Source organism: Lacticaseibacillus salsurivasis, assembly GCF_036246225.1.
Classification (GTDB): Bacteria; Bacillota; Bacilli; order Lactobacillales; family Lactobacillaceae; genus Lacticaseibacillus; species Lacticaseibacillus salsurivasis.
Genome location: NZ_BTTP01000011.1, coordinates 35,668 through 56,837 on the forward strand (window position 1 = coordinate 35,668; position 21,170 = coordinate 56,837).

Below are 21,170 nucleotides of genomic sequence, written 5' to 3' on the forward strand. Positions count from 1 at the left end.
TGCGCAGTTGCAAGCCTTTAATTTTTCGCTAGCGGCGCCGTTAGACCTTCAGGGCCTGGGCGCGGGCGGCGACAAATAGCGCCACTAACGCGTTCGCCACTTTGCGGGTGCGCACGTCTTCTTTGGGCTGGCCTTCTGTCAAATAAATGGTGCGAAAAGGCGGATCCGGCGTAATTCGGGCCAGATGCAGCTGCTTGCCCGTTTCGGCCCAGGTAACCGAGGGGATGAAGCCGACGCCGATTCCTGAGGCCAACATCGCGCGGATACTGGCCGGGTCGTCGGATTCGTACTGGAAATTCAGGCGCAAGTTGCGCTGGTCAAAATATTGATCCAAGGTATCGCGCAGCGGCGTGTGGTAACCGAGCGACACAATCGGCTGGCCCACCAACGCATTCGGTGTGATAAAAGCGGAAGCGGTCAGGTCGGCATTGGCACTGCCAATTAAGATTTCCTCGTTCAGCAGCGGCACTGAACGTCGGTCGCGGCGCGGCTGACGGGTGGAAATGGTGAAATCGAATTCGCGGGTTTCGTTGACGGCGGTGATGCGCTGGGTCAGCTGAATCGGGGCGTTGGGGTAAATGGCGTGGATCGTTTTGATGATGTCTGGAATCAGCGCCGACGCGACTTCCACCAGCAGACGAATTGGGCGCTGATGCGTGGAGGGTTTGGCGACGGCTTCAATGCCTTCCTCGATTTGGTCGAGGCCGGATTCCACGTAGTTGAGAAATAAGCGGCCGGCATCGTTGATCTGAATGCCGCGGCCCACTCGGTCGAACAGCGCCACCCCGAGTTCTTTTTCCAATTCCTGAATCATTTTGGTCATCGCCGGTTGACTGATAAAAGCCTGGCGCGCGCCTTGAGTGATGCTGCCGGTTTGGGCCGTGTAAACGAAACCTTGAAGCTGAGCGAGGTTCATGGGTTGCCTCCTATTCATAACTGATAGTTATACATATAAGATAAAATCATTATACAACGCTATCTGAAGGGCATAAAGTGGCAATGTGAGAGCGATCGGATCAGATAGAGAGAAGGTCAATCGTGAATTCTTTGTGGATTTTCCCCGGTCAAGGGGGCCAAAACGCCGGCATGCTCCAAAACGTGGACCAGGCCTTGCGCAGCCACGTCGAGGACTTGCTGGGTTTGAAGTTGCTGGATACCGACGAAGCGTACCAAGACTCGGTGCAGCTGCAAGTCGGCATCGAATTGTTGCAAGTGGCGCAAGTCAACGCCATGCAAGCTGCCGGTTTGAAGCCGCATTTGGTGGCTGGCCATAGCCTCGGTGTGTTCGCCGCGGCGTATGCCATCGGCAGTTTAGCGCAGGATGATTTGTTCCGCGTGGTCAAACGCCGCGCGGAGCTGATGCAAGGCGCCTATCCCCAAGGTTATGGGATGGGCGTGGTGGTTGGTTTGAGCCGGCCTGAGGTGGAAGCCTTGGTGGCGCAAGTCAACAGTCCGGAGCACCCGGTTTATGCGTCCAACCAAAACGCCGAAGACCAAACCGCGTTGTCCGGCGAGCTGGCTGCGATCGATCAGGTCGTGACCCTCGCCAAGGCCAGCGGCGCGGTACTGGCGCGGCGGCTGAAAGTGCCGGTGCCGTCGCATTCACCGTTGATGGCGAAAGTCGGCACTCAGCTGGCCGCCGCCATGGCAGATGTGACCCTGCAAAAACCAGCCGGCATTTACCTGACGAATTACTCCGGCCGTGCCGTGCGCCAAGTGGCACCGGTGCGCGAGGATCTCAGCAACAACTTGGCTCATCCCGTGTATTTTGAAGCGATGATGGGCGTGGCACACGATTATGAACCCGATAGCATCGTGAACTTTTCCCCTGGCCGGCCGTTCCGGAAGGTGCTGGGGCAGAAGTTCGGCGATCTGCATCAAGTCAATCTTGATCAGATGAGCGTATCGGATGCCGCATTTTTGTTAACCAAATGGGAAAGAGGGACTTATTAATGAGCGAAGAACGTGATTGGGCAACGCATCGCGAAGCCAAAGCGAACAAGCTCTCAGCAATGAGCAGTATGATCGATGGCAAGTTCGCCAAAACCAGCGATGCCAAAGCCATTCTGGAAGGGTTAATTGCACCAGGGGACAAAGTGGTCCTCGAAGGCGATAACCAAAAGCAAGCGACCTTTTTGTCGAAGACATTGGCTTCAGTTGATCCAGCCAAGGTGCACGACTTGCACATGATTATGAGTAGTATTTCACGGCCAGAACATCTGGACATTTTTGAAGACGGGATTGCCTCCAAAATGGACTTTTCCTTTGCTGGCCCGCAAAGCACGCGCGTTTCACAAATGATCGCCGATGGCACCTTGAAGGTTGGCGATATTCACACTTATCTGGAACTGTATGCCCGCCTGTACATCGACTTGATTCCGAATGTCGTCTTGGTCGCTGCCGATAAGGTTGACCGCGATGGGAACCTGTACACCGGCTACAACACCGAAGAAACGCCAGTGATTGTTGAATCTGCGGCCTTCCATGATGGCATTGTCATTGTGCAGGCCAATGAAGTGGTCGACAAACTACCGCGCGTGGATATCCCAGCTGACTGGGTCGATGTCATCATCCCAGCAGACGAGCCTTATCAGCTTGAACCGCTGTTTACCCGCGACCCGCAGAACATCACCGAGCTACAGATTTTGATGGCGATGATGGCCATCCGCGGCATTTATGAGAAGCACAATGTTCAGTCTGTTAACCATGGGGTCGGATTCAACACCGCCGCTATCGAACTGTTGCTGCCAACATACGGCGAGCAACTGGGCCTGAAAGGCAAGATTGTGCCAAACTGGGAAGTTAACCCAACGCCAACCCTCATTCCCGCCATTGAATCTGGCTGGGTGCAGTCGATTCACTCCTTCGGTGGTGAAGTCGGGATGGAAAAGTACATCGCTGCGCGCCCAGACGTCTTCTTCGTCGGCAAGGACGGCACGATGCGCTCAAACCGGGCCTTTGGTCAAATGGCGGGTCAGTATGCGCTGGATATGTTCGTTGGCTCGACCCTGCAAATCGACCAATATGGCAACTCCTCAACCGTCACCAACGGCCGGCTCTCCGGTTTCGGCGGCGCGCCAAACATGGGCTCCAACCCCACCGGCCGGCGCCACTCCACGCCAGCATGGCAGAGCTTGCGGCCTGATAACGATCCGCTGGGCAAAGGCCAGAAGTTGGTCGTGCAAATGGTTGAAACCTTTGGCTCCAACAAGCGCCCAGTGTTCGTGGACTCCCTCGACGCCGTTGAAGTACGCAAGGAAGCCAAGCTGCAAAACGTGCCGATCATGATTTACTCCGAAGACACGACCCATATCGTGACTGAAGAAGGGATTGCCTACCTGTACAAGACCTCTTCCATGGCCGAACGCCAAGCGGCAATTGAAGCCATTGCTGGGGTCACCCCAGTTGGTTTGCGTTCTGATCCAGCGGTGGTCAAAGACTTGCGGGCCCGCGGCATTGTGGCCTTCCCAGAAGACCTCGGCGTTAACCGCAACCAGGCCACCCGGTCCTTGCTGGCCGCTCAGAACATGGAAGATTTGGTCAAGTGGTCGAAAGGCTTGTACAACCCGCCGGCTAAGTTCCGGAGCTGGAGCTAAGGTCACCTCTGAAAGGAGCACGCAACATTATGGAAAAATTGCACTTTAATTATGCGGCAACCCAGCCAATCGAACGCCCTGTTCACATTGGCGTCGTTGCTTCCGGCGACCTTGAAGTGATCATGAAGCCGACGGATAAAAAAGAATCTGAATTAAACATTGTCACTGGTAGTGATGGGTTCAAGGAAGTTTGGCAAAACGTGCTGAACCGGTTCTTCGACCGCTACCCACTGCTGGCCGACTTTGAGATCAATGATTTCGGCGCCACGCCTGGCGTCGTTAACCTGCGACTCACTCAAGCAATGGAGGCGTTGAAAGATGAGCAATAGTTTTGTTGAATTGCACGCTCGCCAGCGCGCAGAGGCCTTACTTGATGAGGGCAGCACCCGTGAACTGATTGGGCCCTTTGATAACATGATTTCCCCGCACCTCGAGCCCCAAAACATCGTGCCTGAAGCCGATGACGGCATTGTGGTGATGAAAGGGCAATTGAATCAAAAAGACACGGTCATCATCGCCATCGAAGGCGCCTTCCAAGGCGGCGGGATTGGAGAAGTCTCCGGCGCGAAGATTGTCTCCGCCTTGGAGCATGTGTTAGCCGATAACAAAGCCGGCCACAAGGAATATCCGATCATCATCTTGGATACCGGTGGCGTGCGCCTGCAGGAAGCCAACTACGGCCTCTTGTCGATTTCCGAAATCCACAACATGGTCATTGCCTTGAAACAGTACGTGCCAGTTATTGGCCTCGTGCCAGGGCGTGTCGGCTCTTTTGGCGGGATGTCCATCACCAACGCCTTGCTGTCTTATGTCATCGGCACCGACAAAGCCCGCATCGGCTTGAACGGTCCTGAAGTCATCGAGCAGGAAGCCGGCGTCAAGGAATGGGATTCTTCCGATAAGAACTTGATCTGGAACACGCTGGGCACCAAGCAGCGCCAGGCCACCGGCATCATCGATGAAGTCGTCGACGATGACGTCAACGCCTTCCGCACGGCCATCACGGCAGCGATTGATGAAAACAAGGATTCGCACCGTGATCAGCGCGGCGATTTCTACCTGAGCTTGCTGGATCAACTCGACCCAAGCCAGCCGCTGGATATCGCCGGCTATGACCAGCTGTTCAAGCAAGTCGTTGCCAAGCCGCATCACCTAGCCCCAGCCACCAGTGGCAGCCAGCCTGGCACCAAGTCCCGAGGCCGCAACTGGTTTGAACTGTTGACCGGTATCAAGAATGCCCACAGTGATGTGCCTACGGTCTTGCATGCCCAAGCCGATGGTCGCGAATATGTTGCCATTGTGCCAGCTGAAGACAATCGATTCCCGCGGGTGCGCCATGGTGAAGTGGGCCTGCAAGAAGGCTACACGGTTGCCAGTGTCATCAACGACTTGATTGCCGCTGATGCGGACAAGCCAGCCGCTGAGAAGACACCGATCGTGATTGTTGTCGATGTACCTAGTCAGGCGTATGGCTACAAGGAAGAATTGATTGGGATTCACATGTCCCTGGCTTCCGCTGCCAGTGCCTATGCGCGGGCGCGCCAGGCCGGTCACAAGCTGGTTTCCTTCATTCCTGGGGATGCCGTTTCCGGTGGCTTCCTCGCTCAAGGTTTGCAATCCAACCGGCTGGTCGCCTTGGATGACCTCGACATCACCATTCAGGCGATGAGCAAGGCCTCCAGTGCCCGCATTACCCAGCGGACGATTGCTGAATTGGAAGAAGCCACCAAGCATGTGCCAGCGATGGCTTACGACATTGAAAACTATCAAAAGCTTGGCTCTTTGTACAACTTGATCAAAGGCGTCAAAGGCTACGATTCTGATGCCAATGCCGTTGCTACTGTGAAGGCCGCCTTGGACGACGCGTTCAAGAGTCTGGCAGACGCGCCTGCTGACCTGTCCTTCCGTTACACCAACGACATTGCCGTGAACGGCGAAGGCGGCGGCCGCAAAGCCACCAACAAAGTTCGCGCCTTGATGGATCAGCAATGGTAAGTTTCACTCCGCATACGCTCGTGCGGCTCAAAGCAGCTGATGCTTTGAGGGCAGCGAGCCCGCTGCCTGATTGGGCAGTGGCCATGTTAACCGAATCGCCATACGTGATCGTACGGCGGGGCCCCCAGGCCGACCGGATTCCGGTCGGCCTTCGTGGCTATCAAAAGGCGCAGCGCTTTGCGGCGTTCGTGGCGTCTGCTCAGGTGGCGGCGACCGTGACCCCGCAGCAGGCCTTGGCGTTGCTGCCGCAGCTGGACCCGGCGCGGGCGCAATTGCCGGCATTCCAAAAGCTCGCCGCCCTGCAGCCTTTGCTGCAGGGCTTCGACTGGGGTGTGGGCGGCAGCCTGCAATTCGAGCTGGTCACGGGCCTGAAAATGGCGCGGCCAGTCTCAGATGTCGATGTCATCATGACCAGGCCAGCTAAGGCCTTGTCAGTGGCGGCAGCACAAACGCTGATTCAGCGTCTGCAAGTCATTGCGGGCGCGCATGCGGACATCCAAGTGGTGCATGGCCAGGATGGCTTTTCCCTAGAAGAGTACGCCCAGCACCGTGCTACCCAGGTGATGATGAAAACCGCCACCGGTCCGCAGTTAACCGCGGATCCGTGGCATTTTGAAGGTGAAGCCTAATGCAAATTGCGGTTCCTGACGCCCAGTTAGCCGTGGCTGTTGAAGGTAGCGGCCGGCCCATCGTGTTCGTCAATGGTTTTGGCAGCTACAAGGAAATCTGGACCGCCCAAGTGGCGGCGTTTAGTCGCCGCGCGCAAACTGTGTGCTTTGATTACCGCGGGCAGGGCGAATCCACTGGGGCGGTGGCGACGTCGCTAGCGGCATTGGCCGATGATTTGGCCGCGGTGGTCTCGCAATTGCAGCTGAAGCGGCCGCTGCTGGTGGGTCATTCGATGGGCGCCAGCGTGATTTGGGCGTTTCGCCAGCGGCATCCAGACGTGCCAGTCAGCGGGGTGCTGGTGGTGGATCAGTCGCCGAAAATGCTCAACGATCATCAGTGGCAATTCGGCTTTCGCGGCTTAACCGCACGCACCGCGCCAGTGCAGTTGCACCGGCCGCGCCAAGGCCACGAAACCTTGCACGGCATGGTGCCGGCGGTGATGGATGCGTTCATTCGCGCCGAAAGCCGCCAGCCCTTCGACCGTGAGCAAGGCGTGGCGCTGCTGACGGATCATTTTCAAGCGGACTGGCGCGCGCAGATCAGCAGCGAAACGGCCCCGGTGCTGTTCGCCACGGCCGCGCAAACGCCGTATTTCAACAATGGCTACGGCCAGTGGCTGATGCGGCGCAATGCCCAGGTGCGCGAAGTGATGATTCAAAACTGCGGCCACGATGTGATGGCTGAAGTCCCGGAAGCGTTCAATCAAACGCTGCGGCATTTCATGTTGCAAAACAAGTGAAAGGACACGTTATGACGGCATTTACGGCAGAACAACTGGCCAATCTGGCCACGCGGGCCTTGCTTTATGAGGTCAGCGTCAATCCCAAACCCGGCCTGGTGGATCCCGTCAGCAGCGGGCCCCATTCTGATATGACCGTGTTCACGTTCATTAACTCCAGCTTGAGCTTGCAGCCGTATTTACTGTTTTGTGCCCAAACCGGCCTAGATTGGCAAGGCGACTTGCCGGCACTATTTCAGGCGCTGCGGCCAGCAGGAATGAAGGCGGAGCAGGCGATGTTCGCCGCAACCGCCGGGGTGAACACGCATAAAGGCGCCATTTTCTCGCTAGGAATTCTGACTGCAGCGACGGCCTATCACCAGTCCTGTGACCTGACCGTGCGCCAGGTGGTCCAGCAGATGCTGGTGGGCTTGACCGCTGGCGACTTTGCCGCCACCGCGGCGAAAACCGATGCGGAACTGACGGCCGGCGAGCGGCTGTACCTTGAGCACGGCTTAACCGGCGTGCGCGGGGAAGCCGAAGCTGGGTACCTGAGCGTGTTCGACCATGGCTTGCCCATGCTGCGGCAGGCGACTGGGACGCTGAACGAGCGGCTGCTCGATAGCTTGATGGCGATTTTGAGCCATTTCACCGATACCAACCTGATTCATCGCGCTGGCACCACCGCTATTTTGCCGGTGGCGCAGCAGCAGGCTCAGGCGATTTTGGCCACTGGCGGCACGCACACCCAAGCGGGGATGCGGCTGCTAGAGCAGATGAATGCAGACTTTTTGAAGCAGAACCTAAGTCTGGGCGGATCGGCGGATATGCTGATTTTGACCATTTTTATGGGACTGGTGGAAGGTGTCATCTGAAGTCTAATACGACAAAAGAACCGTCTCGCATTTGATGCGAGGCGGTTCTTTTGATGCGCTGACGCATAGTAGACAGTTATGTTTCACGTGAAACAAGGGCCCGCCTAATGACGAAAAGTACGGTGAAAATGATGTCCGGCGTTTGGTGATGATTATGCTTTTGGCGCTGGTGCAACGGCGGCTTCCATCAGCCAGTCGTGCTGCGGATCATCACCGACCACGAAGGCGTGCTCGCCGACTTTTTTGAACCCGCGCTTTGTATAGAAGGCTTTTGCCGGTTCATTGTGTTCCCATACGCCCAGGGCGATGGTGTCCTTACCTTGCGCTTGCGCTAATTTTAACGCCTGGTTATAGAGCAGGCTGCCCAAGCCGTGATGCTTGTAGGTTGGCAGGATGTAGATACGTTCCAACTCGAGGGCGTTGGTCGCTTTGACATCCGCGGTGACGGCGGCGTCCACGTTGAATTTGGCATAGCCGGCCGGGGTGCCATCAACCAGCGCGAACCAAAAGGTGGTGCCTGGGGTGTTTAATTCTGCCGTGAGCTTGCTTGGCGCATAAGCCGTGGCCAGAAATTCGGCCATGTCAGCTGGGGCGGTATTTGCGTCGAAGGTATCCGCAAAGGTGATGCGGGCCATGTGAACGAGGGTGGGGATGTCTTGCTCAGTGATTTGACGAATAGTGTTCATTAACTGTCCTTTCATGATTAAAACTCAGTAGTGGCGCTTGCCGCCACTTTTGACCAGCTGCCAGTCTTTATCGATGTTCTGCGTCATCTGGTTGAGCAGACGGGTCAGGGTGGCGACCTCCGCTTCGGTCATGCCATCAAGGGCCCGCTTAAGTGAATACTGGTTCTCCCGGTGAATTGGGGCGTAGGCTTTTTTGCCGGCGGCGGTGGCGAAAAGTAAATTTGCTTTCGCGTTATTGGGGTCAGGCTGCTTAACGACCAGTCCCTGCCGGCACAGCTTGGCGACGCTGCGCGCCACTGTGGCCCGGTCCACTTTCAGCTGATTGACCAGCTGTTCCTGGATGATGCCAGGCTGTTCGACGATGCGCACAAGGTAGAGGTATTGGCCGCGAGTCAGATCTAAGTCGCGGAACTCGATGTTGGAGATGCTGTCTAGTGCGCGTGCGACAACACCGATGGCGCGGAGTGCGTCCATAAAAAGGTCACCTGCTTTCTGGGATTAGTATACACGGATGTGTTGCAAATGCAATATATAATTGAAAACTGTTTGTCAAATCATATTTGTGTCTGCTCGCTCTGGCCATGTCACCGCAGTCGTTTGTTGAAGTTATCACACTGCCGCTGTACACATACCTCTCGTCGGATTTGGTCATACATAATAAATTGGCTAAAAAAGGCATCGCTCAGCAACTTTCTGCGAGTGATGCCTTGGCTTACTTTTATGCACACCCTTACTTTGGAAGCAGGTGATTGATATCAAGAAGAAGTTGGTTAGTCTTTTGGGTCTGGGCTCAACTCAAAGTAACCTTCCGGCACCACCCCAGCCCATTCCCGCTTCAGCGCGGCAATGGCTTCCACATGCCCAACCCGCGCCGACCGCCGCAGGTACCGCTGCACGGCAACGTCTTTCTCTACTGCTGGCGCGGTTACCGCATCCGCAATCAACCACGACCCGGCGGCGAGCCAGGCGCCAGGCGTTTCCTTGGCGACTTGCAGCAGCCAGCGCTGACCTTGCACGAAATTCTGGCGGATTGGTTTGTCCTCATTTTTCACGACCTGCACCAGCACTTCGCCTAATGCGTCGAAAAAGTAAGAGATATAGCCGTTCATCGGCGGATTTTTCTCATACAAGCGCTTGCCGTGGTTGATGAGCGCTTGCACCTGCTCGACTGGCAGCCAGCTCATCACGGCATGCACCGCCAAGAGTTCCATGCGATACCAAGCCTTGGCACTCAAGAGCACCTGCAAAATGGTTTGGGCGGTGGCTCGCATTTGCGCCGGTTCTGCAAGGCCAGGGGCGGCGCTTTGCAGAATGAACTGCTGCATGGCCAGAATTTGTTCCGGTTTGGCGAGTTGCGTCATGAAAGTGTGGTAGGTCTCTTGAGCCTTTGCCGGCTGGTCTTGGAGGTCCGTGTAAGTGGCCCACAGGGTGTGCACACCGCTGGGATGGCCTGGCGCGCTTTGAATGAAGGTGAAGGCTTGCGAGGGGAACATCCCGAGCTCGCCCATCAGCGCCGTCAGGGTCGCAAACCCGAGCTGCGTTTCGCCTGATTCAAAGCGGCGCAGGGTCGTTGGGCTCAGTTCTACCGCAACGTCCTCGACGCTAACGCCCATGTATTGGCGCTGATTTTTGATCAGCTCTGGCAGGGTATGGCTGACGAGCATGGCCTGCGGGTGATCGATGAGCGGCTGGTGTTGAACCTGCGCGTGCTGCATGCGCCTGAACATATTGCGGAACCAATAGGCGTCATCCTGGTTGTTCATCACCAAGAGGTCGTCGATAATGGCCTTCACTGCCGCGGCGTTGGCAGCAGTGGGCTGATGCACCCAACGCGCCGCAGCGACACCGAAGTACCAATTCGAATAGAACTGGGTCACGAGCACTGACGCCTCTGGCTGGGAAAAAGTCGGGGCTAGCTGCTGCTGCAGGTCGTCTGCCAAGGCGAGGTCGTGATCCATCAAGGCGCCGAGCCAGATAATCATGAGGTACATATCGCGCATGACCCATTGTTCATCAATGGCTTCGACCCGCTGGCGCAGCAGCCCCAGCAGTTCATGGCTGGCAGGGCCGACAATCAGTTTCAAGACATCCGTCACCATGGCGGGGTTATAGCGCATGGCGGCAAGACGGTCGGCAAGAATCTGGTTTTGCGCAGCGGTGAAGTGATAGGTTGGCTCTGGCCAATGTGCCATTGCGTCAAACAGCACCCGCGCATAGTCCGTGAGGGCGTTGTGCTGGGGATGCGCTGTCAGGTAGCTCTTGCGCCACTGACTGCCGAGAGCCGTGTGATACGACAAAGCGTAGTTGAGAATCGTGAGGGGAAAATAACGCTGTTTGGCCTGATAGAGATAGTAGAAATCTTCATTTTCAATGCCGAGGCGGGCCATCAAGGTAATGGCCTTATCGGCGCTGAGGTCTTGCTGACCGCGTTCAAAGCGTGACAAAGAAGCCGCCGACCAATCGCCAGCGGCTTCTTTGAGCGTCACCCCGCGCCCAGTGCGAATATCATGGAAAAATTGGCCAAGTGCGGCGACTTCGTGGTTATTCGTCATCATCTGCCTCTAGTGCTTCAGCCGCGCCACAACGGCTTCAACGGCCTGCTGCTGGGCTGGCGTGCGGTAAAACTTCCGGCGCAAGTCGCTCGTACTGATATTGTGATCCTCGAAGACCTGGTCGGAGTCGGCGTAATTCGGGTTGCGGATGGCATAGGTAATTGTGAATTGGTTGTAGTGGAAAGGAATCTGCGTGACCGCAGTGCCGCTGCTGACCAGGTAAGGATAGCTAGCGGTGTTGTTATCAAAGGTGACATTCGGATCATTAGCCACGTCATCCCCACGGAGCATCATAATCATGACCCCAATTGCTTGCGGACTCATTGGCCGGTTTTTGATGGCGGCTTGCGTTTCCGCGCTGGTACCGGTGCTATCGCTAGCGGTGGTATCACTATCGTTGTTATCGCTGGTGCCCGTACTGTCGCTTGCCTCGGGACTGTCACTGGTGCCGGTGTTATCACTGGCGCTCGCGTTGGCGATTTGGGCAAAACTATTCTTCACCTCAGTGTTCCGGGTCGGCGTCAGAATCGGCCAACCGTCGCGCGTTTGATCGACCAACGCAATCGGACTGCCTTCGTGAAAGGCAAACACATAGGTGATGTGATTAGGCAGTGGCGGCACTGAGCCGTCATAGTTGTAAATCGCAACGACATTGTAATCGTATTTGCCTTCGCCAGTGGGGGCCCAGCCAATGGTGCCCGGCGTGGTTTGCTCAATCTTGATGCCTTTCAGCGCGTCAGGATACGTGGTGCCCACTGAGGTTTTGAGCGGCGTTTTGCCGTTGTACTCAGTGTAGCTTTGGCCCATGGTCGGCGCCCATTGCGCAATAAAATCCCTCAGTTGTTGCTCCTTGGTTGTGTTCCATAAGGCTTGCTTCTGTGAAGAGGAGGATGCGGTCGTTTTCTTGGCCGTGGTCTTCTTCTTTTTAGCTTTCGTCACTTTGCTGGACTTGGTGGTGCTATGGCTCGATTTAGCGGGCGTACCGCAGCCGGCTAACCCCGCGAGGCCCAGGGCCGCGCCTAATGCAATCAACGTTGACAACAGATGCTTTTTGCTTTTCATTGTGTGTCGCCAGTGGCCTGCCCGATGACCCCGGCGTACTCCTTCCCGGTGCTGCCTGTATTGTATAACGCTTGCCGGCGCCTGCCAAATCAGCGGGCGAGAAACGCTCCAATCAACCCGCCGACAATGCCGCCGGTGACCCCGCGCGTAACGGCGTCGTCAGTGGATTGCTGCTTGGCTTTGGCGGCCATGACCATTTTGTGCGCGCGTTTGCACTCATCTGAATTCTGATAGCGGATAGTTTCTTTGTCGCCTTGGTAGCGCCATAGCACGGTTTGCGAGCCTTTCATCTGATGCTGCTGAATTTCCACGGTCCAATTGCCAGGCAAGGCTTTGGCCAGACTGGCCAGCTGCATTTCGGCGCCGATGCGGGTTTGGTCATAGTCGTTGGCCTTAATGGCGTCAATTAGGCGCTCCAGCTTGAGGTCGTCGGTGGTGATGACGACTTTTTTGGTCAGCGTATTGGCCTTGGCAGTGTAGCCGCCTTGGTTGAGCACGTTGGCGTCGACCGCATTTCTCACCACGCCTGGCAGGTAGAGCAGGCGGTAGGCAAAAAAGACGGCGAGTAGCACGGCCAATGCGGCGGCTGCCCAACGCAGGTACCGCTTGCGCGCTGGGCTTTTGGCGGCGCCTTGCAGTTGCTTCAAGCCTTGCTTGGCGCGGGCTGCGGCAGTGGTGGCAGCTGCCGTGGCGGCACTTTTGGCTTTGGCGGCAGTTTCACTGGCGATTTGCTTAGCGGTATCGCCCGCTTCGACCTTGTGCCCACACTTTGGGCAGTAGCTAGCGCCCGGGTCGAGCTTGGCGCCGCAATTAGAACAGAATTTCATGATGTTTCCCCCTTAGTCCTTCTCGGTAATCCAGTCGCCTTGCGACTTGTCCAAGGCGTACTGCGAGGAGCTACCTTCTTCGACTTCCCGCAGTTCCCACTGGCCTTGGTCGGTCAGTTGATAAATCACGTTGTATTCGATGATGGAAGTGGTCGACTTGCCGTAATTCTGGTTCGTCATGCCACCTTCCAGGCGCTTAGCCGCTTCGGTTTCCTTCATTTTGACGTAGGTCTGGATATGCAGGCGCGTGGGATAAATCCGGTCTAGGTTGTCGTCATGGTCAAGGGCGATTTCGACGTAGGTGGCGTCGTCGGCGCCGTTGCTGTCGGGATCGACGTTGATGGAATCGCGATTGAAATACTGCTCCTCCACGGTGTAGCGGGTCTTGAGGTCACCGCTGTCGGCCACGGTGCCGGTGCTGCCCCACAGCGACTTCAGGTAATCGGAGTGACCGGGCAACTCGGCGGCGTTGCGATCATCCACCGCTTGGTAGAATTGCTTCAGATCTTGGAAAGCGTGCTTTGCGAGCACTTTGGCATCTACCTTACCCAGGTTGTAAAAGCCTTGGGTCGTGGCGAATAAGTCCGGCGAAAGATTGTACTTGAAGGATTCGGATTGATCCATGGTGGCATCCTGGGCTTCATGCGCGACATCGAAAGCGTGGCTCTTGATTGTGCCCAGCCAAGGCAGCTGACCGGCCAGGGTGAAACTACTCCGTTCATGCATCGTGACCACGTTTTGCTTGGTCGGTGAGAGATAGGCGCCGGTGGCCTTGCCATTTTCGTAGACTTCGAGCCAGCTTGGGCCTTGCGGCAGGCCGTATTTGGCCTTGGCGCCGAGCAGTTGCTGGCGCTCTTTTTTCGCCTGGGCTGTGCTTTGTTTTTTGGCGCTGGCGCGCTGACTGGCGGTGCTGCTCGATTTTTTGGCTGGTGCTTGGTGGCTAGACATGTCGACATTGCCGATGCCGCAACCACCCAGCAAAACTGCTAGGCTGACCAGCGTTAGCGTGATACCCCGTTTATTCATGTTTGACTCGCTCCTTGGCGACCGGGCCTTTAAGCCTTGGTCCGGAAGCCTAAATTTTAACGGCTGACCCCATTTTTCCGTTCTTAGACCAGCCTAGCGCGGCGCTGGCGTGAGGCAAAGCAGATTTGCATATCTGCATGGTAAGTTGCCCACAATTAGTTTTAAAAGCCGGGTGGGGATTAAATCACGGTAAGAATCCTGGGGTAGCGCTCTCATTCTTTTGTGCGAAGATGTACAAGGCTGGCGGGTTAACGTAGAATGAAAAGATATTGGGGGCGGGAAAAGATGACAGAGGCACCATATCAAAAACTGACCGGGCGGCTTTTTCTGGAGCTGATTCGCCTGCCAGTCAAGCTCGCCTCGGCGATGCCGTTTGCGCTAGGGGTGTTGTACGCGTGGTACGACCAGCGCGGGTTCAATGGGGTCAACACACTGATTTATTTTGTCGGCCAGCTGAGCATTGCCTGCTTCGTCACCGGCTTCAACAACGTCCAGGACTACTACAAGTCCAAGGACGAGGACTATCGGCAAAAAGGCAACATCATCGGTACGGATCATCTCAATCCGCGGCGGGTGATGGCCTTGATGCTGGCGCTGCTAGCGGTGGCAGTGATGGCTGGGTTGATCTTGGTCTGGCGTACGAACTTGGTGCTGCTTCTGATTGGTGGGGCGGCGATTGGCATCGCGATTTTCTATACTTTTGGGCCGATGCCGATTTCGCGGCTGCCGATTGGTGAGGTGGTCTCTGGGGTGACGGAAGGCTTTGGTACCTTTTTTATTGCCTACTTCGTCAATGTGCCCAACCGGCCGCTGGCACTGGCTTTGAGCTGGCAGCGCTTCAGCCTCTATGGCAGCGTGCCGGTGCTGGCCAAGCTGGTGCTGGTGGCGGCACCCATCATCATCTTGGATGGGAATATCATGTTCGCCAATAACATCGGCGACATCCAAGAAGACATCACCAACCACCGCGCAACCATGGCGGTGTACCTCGGCCATGACCGGGCCTTGGCGATTTACCGCTGGGTGCCAGTGGCGGCTTATGCCGCGATTATCGCCGCGGTGTTCCTGCGGGTGATGCCGCCAGTCACGCTGTTGGTGCTGCTGCTGTGGCCCTTGATTCATCGCAATATCGCCCGCTTCCTGCAAGTACAGGTGCGGCGTTTGACGTTCAAAACTGCCGTCAACAACCTGCTGTTCACCGCCGGCGCGGAGGTGTTGGTGCTGGCCGGCTGGTTGTTGTGGCAACAAGTTTAGGGGGAGTTTTTAAGATGAAAAAGACATTACTGGGGCTCTCGGCCCTGCTCGCAGCTACACTTTTGGTGGCTTGCGCGCCCAAGGAAACCAGCTTGAAGGAATCTGCCGCCAAGTCGAGCAAAACAACGAAGGCAAGCAAGGACGTGACTTTGAACCTTGGCACGATGTCAGCTCCGGAATCCATTCCGCTGTATGTGGCGAAGGAAAAAGGCTACTTTGAGGATCAGCACCTGAATGTCACCTTGCAAAACTTCAAGTCACCGAAGGACCGCGACGCGGCGGTGGCGTCTGGCCAGCTCGACGGTGCGGTGTCTGATGTGGTGACGCTAGCGGCATATGAAAACGGCAAGCTGGGTTGGAAGATTGCCACTGGGCTGAACGGCTCCTTCGGCATTGTGTCCAATCAGCCAGACATCAAAACCGTGGCGGATTTGCGCGGCAAAACGATTGCCACCATGCCGCACCAAACGCCGACCTTCTACCTTGATCAAGAGCTGGCCAAGGTGGGCATGAGTGAAAAAGACGTTAAAATCACCGAAGTCGCCCAGGTGCCAGCGCGCATTCAGCTGACCTTGGACCGCAAAATCGACGCGATGATCGTCCCGGATCCGTTCATGGCGATTGCCAAAAGTAAAGGCGCGCATGTCGTGGCGCAAAGCGACCCAGTGGCGTACCAAACCACGATTTTGGCGGTGGCGTCGAAGCTGGCCAAGCAAAAGGCCGTCACCAAGCGCTTGCTGGCGGCGTACAACCAGGCGGTCAAGACCCTCAATGCTGGTAAGGCCAGCGATTTCGAATCGATTTTGACTAAAGATATCGGCTATCCGGCGGCCTTGGTGCCTAAGGTCAAGCTGGTGCACTACACCAAGGCGCATGCCGTCAAAACCTCAGTGCTGAAGGCGGCGTTCGCCTATGCCAAGGCGGAAGGTGTGACCACCACCACGCTTGATCCAGCCAGTGTGGCGCTGCCATGAAACTAACGGTCGCGGGCCTCACAGCGGTGCGAGGCGACCGGCCGGTGCTGGCTGACCTCAGCTTTGCTGTGCCTGACCGCGGCATTTTGGCGGTGCTAGGGCCCAGTGGCACCGGCAAAACCACCTTGATCGACGCGCTGACCCAGCAGTTGCCGAGTACCGGCGATTGCCGGTTAGACGACGCACTCATCGATCCGCGCCGCCAGCATTTGGCGGTGGTGCCGCAGGATTATGGGCTCCTGCCTTGGCGCACGGTGGCGCAAAACGTCGCGCTGCCCTTGAAAGTCAGTCAGCACCATCGGCTGGATGCCGCGCAACACCAAGCCGTGGCGCAGGTCATGGCAGCACTGGGTATCGCTGACTTGGCCAAGCGCTATCCCAACCGCTTAAGCGGTGGCCAGCAGCAGCGCGTGGCGCTGGCGCGGGCTTTTGCCCAGGCGCCAGATTTGTTGATGCTGGATGAGGCTTTTTCCGCGCTTGATCCGGTGGTCAAGGCGCGCGCTTATCAGCTGTTTATCAGCCAGTGGCAGGCGCGGCCGGTGACGACGCTGCTGATTACCCATGATCTGGAAGAGGCGCTGGCGCTCGGGGATGCGCTGTTGATTTTGCATCACGGCCAAGGCGAGGTGCAGGCCAATCCGTTGGCCCAGGTGCCGCTGGCCACCCGCCGCGAAGATGCGCGCTACTATCCGGCAGTGGCGGCGCTGCGCCAGGAGGTGGCAGCATCATGGCAAGAGTAACCAAAACCCTGGGTGCGCTGCTGGCGCTTAATTTGCTGTGGTGGCTGGCGGCGGTGCTGGTGGGGAAGCCGGTGCTGCCCACGCCGCTAACCGTGTATGCGGCCTTTCCACAACTGCTGGCGCATCAAATCGGCTGGCATTTGTATTTCTCGCTGTACCGCCTGGGCTGGAGTCTGGTGTGGTCAGCGGTCATTGGCATTCCACTGGGGATTTTGATTGTGCGGGCGCCGCGGTTTGGGGCCTGGGTCGATCCCGTGGTGTACCTGACCTATCCGCTGCCGAAAATTGCGTTGCTCCCAGTGGTGATGCTGCTGGCTGGGCTCGGGGATTCGGCCAAAATCATCATGATTACCATGATCACGGTGTTTCAGATCATCATTTCGGTGCGCGATGCCGTGCGCCAGGTGCCGGCAGGGGTGTACAAACAGCTGCGCGTGGCTGGCGCCAACCGCTGGGAGTTGTTCCGTGACGCTACTTGGCCGGCCAGCCTCGCCGGGGTGCTCACCGCGCTGCGCCTCGCATTAGGCACCGCAATCGCCACGCTGTTTTTCACGGAAGTCTATGGCACCAGCTACGGGCTGGGGTATTTCATCATGGATGAGTGGAACCGGCTGGATTACCCGCTGATGTATGCCGGCATTGTGGTACTGGCGGCAGTGGCCTTTGCGCTGTTCGCCGTGCTGAATGCCGTTGAGCGGCGGGTGCTGCGGTGGCAGCAAGGCTAAACTGAAGAGAACGCTTTTCGCCTCGGCCAGCTTGACGCAGACCGGAGGCGAAAGGCGTTTTTTTGCGGTTTCTCTGCCACTAAGCTTCAGTTTCTGTTGATAGCATTGTCCGACGAGAAAATGGTCAAGGGTGCTTGACTTAAAGATAAGTTTAAGTGGTACATTCATTCTGAAAGGACTGATTTTATGCTATCTGAATTGGACAAACTGCAAGCTGGCGACTGGTACCACTTTGATGATCAAGCAGTCGTTGCCCGCAAGGCGCGGGCCGCTAAACTTTGCCAGGAATTTAACGCGATATCCGCAACCGAACCAGAAAAGCAGACGAAGAAAATGCAAGAGATTCTCGGTAGCTTTGGCGAGAATCTCTCGGTCCAAGCAACCTTCAACTGTGATTATGGGAAGAATATCCATGTTGGCCATGATTTCCTCAGCAACTACAACTTAACCATTCTCGATATGGCGCCCGTCACGATTGGCAACCATGTGATGATTGGGCCAAACTGCGGCATCTATACCGTCAATCATCCTATGACACCAAGTGGCCGCCGGCAGTATCTGGCCCAAGCTAAGCCGGTCACGATTGGCAATGATGTCTGGTTCGGCGGCTCCGTGACGGTCTTACCAGGCGTCACCATTGGCAATAATGTGGTCGTCGCAGCTGGTGCCGTTGTGACCAAAGACATTCCTGATAATACACTGGTGGCCGGGGTTCCGGCCAAACCGATTCGTTCGCTCATCCAAGATTAAAATAAGACCCTGACCGCACCTTGTCGTGCTGAGCCAGAGTCTGGGTTTTCCTATTCAGGTCGATCGGCCGAAGCGGATAAATCATGTAACGCTTCAAATTTAGTCAGCTGATCACGATATTTTGAAATTGCCGTATCTGCTGCGAACTTGCCCAATGGTAGCCGTAAAGGCAATTCGTTGAAGTGGTTGGTGACTTGATCATAAATAATTTGGGCAGCTTTGTCGGGATCGCCTGCTTCATGATGCGCACCATTGGCATTACTTTGAATGAAGTCAGTGAATTGTTGATAGTCATCGATTGCTGGCAGGTCTTTGGCAGATGACCGGCCAGCCCAGTCGGTTCGGAATCCGCTTGGTTCAATCAACATGATTTTAATCTTTTCAGCAGCGACTTCTTTTGCGATGGTTTCGCTAATGCCTTCTACCGCATATTTTGAACCATGGTAAAAGGCTAAGGTGGGAAATGAATACAGACCACCGATTGAGGAGAAATTCACGATGGTACCATGCTTTTGTTTCCGCATTCCAGGCAGAATTGCGCGGGTCACATTCACCAGTCCCCAGACGTTGACCTCAAACATGTACCGCACAGAATCAAGATTACTTTCTTCAAATGTCCCAAAGTAGCCGATGCCGGCATTATTGACTAGGACATCGATCCCGCCAAATTTAGCCTGAGCAAGCTGAACAGCGGCCATAATTTGATCATGATCAGTCACGTCAAGGGCCGCCTTCAAAATTTGGCCATGACTATACTGATCTAAATAGCTAAGCTGGTCGGTCTGCCTTGCAGTTGCCACGACGTTAACGTTCGCTTGCTGGGCCAGATAGGTGACCAGTGAACGGCCAAAACCGGTTGAGGTACCCGTTACAAACCAAGTCTTATTCGTCATTGTGTTCACGCTCCAATTCGTATCATGTCTTTTGACACGTTCTACGCTACAACTGAAAGTATAGTTTAAGTCAACAATGAATTTAGAAAGAGGGTGATTTGATGTATTCAATCGGTGATATTGCTTCAATCATGGGTATTAGTACCAGTGCGATTCGCTTCTATGACAAACAGGGACTGCTCCCTTTTGTTGAACGGGATTCGGCTGGCCGCCGCAAGTTTAAACAGCAGGATCTTAACTTCATTGAGGTCATTGATTGTTTGAAGAAAAGCGGCGTCCCGGTCAAAGATATTGGTCACTTTGTCCACATGTGTATGCAAGGTGATGGTACTTTGCGGGCCAGATATGATTATCTCGATGAAGAAGAACAAACCCTGATGAGCCATATCGATGACATGCAACACCAGTTGGACTTTCTGCGGTACAAAAAGTGGTATTACAAGACTTCTGTTGAAGCGGGCACAGAGTCAATTCACTTTGCACCGCAAACCAACATGGTTGATCCTAACACCAAAGCAAAATATCAAGCCGCACTAGACCACTGCACCAATATTCGGAAGCTGATTGATCTTGAGCAAAGCGACGAGGCTTAAGCAAGTAGACCTACGCAACAACGATTGGGTGGCCGAAACCAACCACGACCGGCCGTTATTGAAAGTTTTATACTGAAGGCGTACCTCGTCATCGTACATTCGAAGGAGGAATTCACATGGAATACACAACCCTAGGCCGCACTGGCCTGAAGGTAAGCCGACTGGTGTTAGGCACGATGAACTTCGGGCCTCGCACCAGCGAAGCCGACGCTGATCGCATCATGGATCGGGCGCGTGAGCTGGGCATTAACTTTTTTGACACGGCCAATGTATATGGCCGCAGCCAGACCAACCCGGCAGGCCACGCCGGTTGGACCGAAGAAATCGTTGGCCGCTGGTTTGCCCAGGGAGACGGCCGCCGGGAAAGCACGGTGCTGGCCACCAAGGTCTATGGCCGCATGGCTGACCCAACTTATGGCCCGAACGACCCAGCCGGAATTTCGGCGTACAAAATCAAGCGTAGTCTAAACGATTCACTGCGCCGGCTGCAAACCGACCACATCGACTTGCTGCAGATGCACCACATCGACCATCACATCAACTGGGATGAGATTTTTGGCGCTTATGAAGCGGCCATTGCGCAAGGGAAAGTCGTTTACGCTGGATCTAGCAACTTTGGCGCCCGGCATCTCGCCTTTGCCGCCGCCCACGCCCATGACCGCCACTTCCTCGGGCTGGTGGCCGAGCAGCATAAGTACAACTTGCTGACGCGGCTACCGGAACTGGAGCTTTTGCCGACGGTGAAAGACTTGGGTATGGGCCTGATTATCTGGAGCCCGCTGGAATCTGGCCAGTTGGCAGAAAACATTTTGCATCCGACTGACCTCACCGGCCGGCGCGCCGAGCAAAGCAAGCACCTCAGCGCTGCTCGCCGCGAGCAGCTGAAGCGCTTCGAGCAGTTATGCCAAAACCTCGGCGAAACCCAGTCCACAGTGGCCTTGGCTTGGCTGCTGCACAACCCAGTGGTCACCGCGCCGATTATCGGCCCGCGCACCATCGAACAGCTGGAGAACGCGGTGCACGCGCTGGATGTGCATCTGTCGGCTGATGTTTTGGCCGAACTGGATGATATTTTCCCACCCGTTGGCGCCGCACCAGAGGCTTATGCCTGGTAGAATAACATGCTGACCACGATTTTTAGCTAAAATTGGCCCCCTCGAATAACACTTCGAGGGGGCCTTTGTTTGGCTTCTCCCGGTGCAACCGGCTTTAACCTTGGCTTTCTTGCTGAGTAT

General features: G+C 55.9%; 22 protein-coding genes. 14 read left to right on the forward strand and 8 right to left on the reverse strand.

The window, feature by feature from the left end:
• Positions 1-40 precede the first annotated feature (40 nt).
• Complete coding sequence (locus tag AAA927_RS08670; RefSeq protein ID WP_338217501.1) at positions 41-916, reverse strand: LysR family transcriptional regulator; 876 nt, start codon at positions 914-916, stop codon at positions 41-43.
• Positions 917-1,038: 122 nt separating this feature from the next.
• Here AAA927_RS08670 and AAA927_RS08675 point away from each other — a divergent pair, with 122 nt between their 5' ends.
• The 7 genes from AAA927_RS08675 to citG are packed head-to-tail and all read left to right on the forward strand — an operon-like array spanning position 1,039 to position 7,853.
• Positions 1,039-1,953, forward strand: a complete 915-nt coding sequence (locus AAA927_RS08675; RefSeq protein WP_338217503.1) for an ACP S-malonyltransferase — start codon at positions 1,039-1,041, stop codon at positions 1,951-1,953.
• The gene (mdcA, locus tag AAA927_RS08680; RefSeq protein WP_204118186.1) at positions 1,953-3,596 is read left to right on the forward strand and encodes a malonate decarboxylase subunit alpha; all 1,644 of its coding nucleotides are present in this window, start codon (positions 1,953-1,955) and stop codon (positions 3,594-3,596) included. The genes AAA927_RS08675 and mdcA overlap by 1 nt, the downstream gene beginning before the upstream one ends.
• 29 nt (positions 3,597-3,625) lie before the next feature.
• Positions 3,626-3,925, forward strand: a complete 300-nt coding sequence (locus AAA927_RS08685; protein ID WP_338217506.1) for a malonate decarboxylase subunit delta — start codon at positions 3,626-3,628, stop codon at positions 3,923-3,925.
• Positions 3,915-5,591, forward strand: a complete 1,677-nt coding sequence (gene mdcD / locus AAA927_RS08690) for a biotin-independent malonate decarboxylase subunit beta (RefSeq protein WP_338217507.1) — start codon at positions 3,915-3,917, stop codon at positions 5,589-5,591. Before AAA927_RS08685 ends, mdcD begins: the two co-directional genes overlap by 11 nt.
• Complete coding sequence (locus tag AAA927_RS08695) at positions 5,585-6,220, forward strand: malonate decarboxylase holo-ACP synthase (protein ID WP_338217508.1); 636 nt, start codon at positions 5,585-5,587, stop codon at positions 6,218-6,220. The genes mdcD and AAA927_RS08695 overlap by 7 nt, the downstream gene beginning before the upstream one ends.
• On the forward strand, positions 6,220-6,999 hold the full coding sequence (locus AAA927_RS08700; RefSeq protein ID WP_338217509.1) for an alpha/beta fold hydrolase: 780 nt from the start codon (positions 6,220-6,222) through the stop codon (positions 6,997-6,999). The genes AAA927_RS08695 and AAA927_RS08700 overlap by 1 nt, the downstream gene beginning before the upstream one ends.
• Before the next feature lie 11 nt (positions 7,000-7,010).
• Positions 7,011-7,853, forward strand: a complete 843-nt coding sequence (gene citG / locus AAA927_RS08705; protein WP_338217510.1) for a triphosphoribosyl-dephospho-CoA synthase CitG — start codon at positions 7,011-7,013, stop codon at positions 7,851-7,853.
• A gap of 152 nt (positions 7,854-8,005) precedes the next feature.
• Here the strand turns inward: citG and AAA927_RS08710 are convergent, their stop codons facing one another.
• The 6 genes from AAA927_RS08710 to AAA927_RS08735 form a co-directional block, all read right to left on the reverse strand.
• Positions 8,006-8,554 (reverse strand): GNAT family N-acetyltransferase, encoded by a 549-nt coding sequence (locus tag AAA927_RS08710; protein WP_338217511.1) that lies wholly within the window; start codon positions 8,552-8,554, stop codon positions 8,006-8,008.
• A 9-nt stretch (positions 8,555-8,563) separates the two neighbouring features.
• Complete coding sequence (locus AAA927_RS08715) at positions 8,564-9,013, reverse strand: MarR family winged helix-turn-helix transcriptional regulator (RefSeq protein WP_338217512.1); 450 nt, start codon at positions 9,011-9,013, stop codon at positions 8,564-8,566.
• Between the two features lie 296 nt (positions 9,014-9,309).
• Entirely contained in the window at positions 9,310-11,091 is a 1,782-nt protein-coding gene (locus AAA927_RS08720; protein WP_338217513.1) for a helix-turn-helix transcriptional regulator, read from the reverse strand.
• A 9-nt stretch (positions 11,092-11,100) separates the two neighbouring features.
• Complete coding sequence (locus AAA927_RS08725; RefSeq protein ID WP_338217514.1) at positions 11,101-12,153, reverse strand: Lreu_0056 family protein; 1,053 nt, start codon at positions 12,151-12,153, stop codon at positions 11,101-11,103.
• Between the two features lie 89 nt (positions 12,154-12,242).
• Positions 12,243-12,980: a zinc ribbon domain-containing protein gene (locus AAA927_RS08730; protein WP_338217515.1), complete on the reverse strand. Its 738-nt coding sequence runs from the start codon at positions 12,978-12,980 to the stop codon at positions 12,243-12,245.
• Between the two features lie 12 nt (positions 12,981-12,992).
• A complete protein-coding gene (locus AAA927_RS08735) occupies positions 12,993-14,006 on the reverse strand; it encodes a hypothetical protein (RefSeq protein WP_338217516.1) in 1,014 nt (337 codons plus the stop codon).
• 285 nt (positions 14,007-14,291) lie between these two features.
• Between AAA927_RS08735 and AAA927_RS08740 the strand changes: the two genes are divergently transcribed.
• The 5 genes from AAA927_RS08740 to AAA927_RS08760 all read left to right on the forward strand — a co-directional run bounded on the left by AAA927_RS08740 (position 14,292) and on the right by AAA927_RS08760 (position 18,449).
• Positions 14,292-15,260, forward strand: coding sequence for a UbiA family prenyltransferase (locus AAA927_RS08740; RefSeq protein WP_338217517.1), 969 nt, complete (start codon positions 14,292-14,294; stop codon positions 15,258-15,260).
• A 14-nt stretch (positions 15,261-15,274) separates the two neighbouring features.
• Entirely contained in the window at positions 15,275-16,234 is a 960-nt protein-coding gene (locus AAA927_RS08745; protein WP_338217518.1) for an ABC transporter substrate-binding protein, read from the forward strand.
• Positions 16,231-16,974 carry an ABC transporter ATP-binding protein gene (locus tag AAA927_RS08750; RefSeq protein WP_338217519.1) on the forward strand — a complete coding sequence of 248 codons (744 nt, stop codon included), beginning with the start codon at positions 16,231-16,233 and terminating at the stop codon, positions 16,972-16,974. Before AAA927_RS08745 ends, AAA927_RS08750 begins: the two co-directional genes overlap by 4 nt.
• Positions 16,962-17,699 carry an ABC transporter permease gene (locus AAA927_RS08755; RefSeq protein ID WP_338217520.1) on the forward strand — a complete coding sequence of 246 codons (738 nt, stop codon included), beginning with the start codon at positions 16,962-16,964 and terminating at the stop codon, positions 17,697-17,699. The genes AAA927_RS08750 and AAA927_RS08755 overlap by 13 nt, the downstream gene beginning before the upstream one ends.
• Positions 17,700-17,885: 186 nt before the next feature.
• Entirely contained in the window at positions 17,886-18,449 is a 564-nt protein-coding gene (locus tag AAA927_RS08760) for a sugar O-acetyltransferase (protein ID WP_338217521.1), read from the forward strand.
• A 50-nt stretch (positions 18,450-18,499) separates the two neighbouring features.
• Here AAA927_RS08760 and AAA927_RS08765 read toward each other — a convergent pair whose 3' ends face one another.
• The gene (locus tag AAA927_RS08765; protein WP_338217534.1) at positions 18,500-19,342 is read right to left on the reverse strand and encodes an oxidoreductase; all 843 of its coding nucleotides are present in this window, start codon (positions 19,340-19,342) and stop codon (positions 18,500-18,502) included.
• A gap of 101 nt (positions 19,343-19,443) precedes the next feature.
• On the opposite strand from AAA927_RS08765, the gene AAA927_RS08770 reads away from it, so the two are divergent.
• Complete coding sequence (locus AAA927_RS08770; protein ID WP_338217522.1) at positions 19,444-19,935, forward strand: MerR family transcriptional regulator; 492 nt, start codon at positions 19,444-19,446, stop codon at positions 19,933-19,935.
• Between the two features lie 116 nt (positions 19,936-20,051).
• On the forward strand, positions 20,052-21,050 hold the full coding sequence (locus AAA927_RS08775; protein ID WP_338217523.1) for an aldo/keto reductase: 999 nt from the start codon (positions 20,052-20,054) through the stop codon (positions 21,048-21,050).
• Positions 21,051-21,170: the final 120 nt, after the last annotated feature.

Excerpts from the sequence above, each read along its gene's own strand:
- AAA927_RS08670 (WP_338217501.1), bottom strand. The coding sequence starts at position 916 with ATGAACCTCGCTCAGCTTCAAGGTTTCGTTTACACGGCCCAAACCGGC.
- mdcA (WP_204118186.1), top strand. The coding sequence starts at position 1,953 with ATGAGCGAAGAACGTGATTGGGCAACGCATCGCGAAGCCAAAGCGAAC.
- AAA927_RS08685 (WP_338217506.1), top strand. The coding sequence starts at position 3,626 with ATGGAAAAATTGCACTTTAATTATGCGGCAACCCAGCCAATCGAACGC.
- mdcD (WP_338217507.1), top strand. The coding sequence starts at position 3,915 with ATGAGCAATAGTTTTGTTGAATTGCACGCTCGCCAGCGCGCAGAGGCC.
- AAA927_RS08695 (WP_338217508.1), top strand. The coding sequence starts at position 5,585 with ATGGTAAGTTTCACTCCGCATACGCTCGTGCGGCTCAAAGCAGCTGAT.
- AAA927_RS08700 (WP_338217509.1), top strand. The coding sequence starts at position 6,220 with ATGCAAATTGCGGTTCCTGACGCCCAGTTAGCCGTGGCTGTTGAAGGT.
- citG (WP_338217510.1), top strand. The coding sequence starts at position 7,011 with ATGACGGCATTTACGGCAGAACAACTGGCCAATCTGGCCACGCGGGCC.
- AAA927_RS08710 (WP_338217511.1), bottom strand. The coding sequence starts at position 8,554 with ATGAAAGGACAGTTAATGAACACTATTCGTCAAATCACTGAGCAAGAC.
- AAA927_RS08715 (WP_338217512.1), bottom strand. The coding sequence starts at position 9,013 with ATGGACGCACTCCGCGCCATCGGTGTTGTCGCACGCGCACTAGACAGC.
- AAA927_RS08720 (WP_338217513.1), bottom strand. The coding sequence starts at position 11,091 with ATGACGAATAACCACGAAGTCGCCGCACTTGGCCAATTTTTCCATGAT.
- AAA927_RS08725 (WP_338217514.1), bottom strand. The coding sequence starts at position 12,153 with ATGAAAAGCAAAAAGCATCTGTTGTCAACGTTGATTGCATTAGGCGCG.
- AAA927_RS08730 (WP_338217515.1), bottom strand. The coding sequence starts at position 12,980 with ATGAAATTCTGTTCTAATTGCGGCGCCAAGCTCGACCCGGGCGCTAGC.
- AAA927_RS08735 (WP_338217516.1), bottom strand. The coding sequence starts at position 14,006 with ATGAATAAACGGGGTATCACGCTAACGCTGGTCAGCCTAGCAGTTTTG.
- AAA927_RS08740 (WP_338217517.1), top strand. The coding sequence starts at position 14,292 with ATGACAGAGGCACCATATCAAAAACTGACCGGGCGGCTTTTTCTGGAG.
- AAA927_RS08745 (WP_338217518.1), top strand. The coding sequence starts at position 15,275 with ATGAAAAAGACATTACTGGGGCTCTCGGCCCTGCTCGCAGCTACACTT.
- AAA927_RS08750 (WP_338217519.1), top strand. The coding sequence starts at position 16,231 with ATGAAACTAACGGTCGCGGGCCTCACAGCGGTGCGAGGCGACCGGCCG.
- AAA927_RS08755 (WP_338217520.1), top strand. The coding sequence starts at position 16,962 with ATGGCAAGAGTAACCAAAACCCTGGGTGCGCTGCTGGCGCTTAATTTG.
- AAA927_RS08760 (WP_338217521.1), top strand. The coding sequence starts at position 17,886 with ATGCTATCTGAATTGGACAAACTGCAAGCTGGCGACTGGTACCACTTT.
- AAA927_RS08765 (WP_338217534.1), bottom strand. The coding sequence starts at position 19,342 with ATGACGAATAAGACTTGGTTTGTAACGGGTACCTCAACCGGTTTTGGC.
- AAA927_RS08770 (WP_338217522.1), top strand. The coding sequence starts at position 19,444 with ATGTATTCAATCGGTGATATTGCTTCAATCATGGGTATTAGTACCAGT.
- AAA927_RS08775 (WP_338217523.1), top strand. The coding sequence starts at position 20,052 with ATGGAATACACAACCCTAGGCCGCACTGGCCTGAAGGTAAGCCGACTG.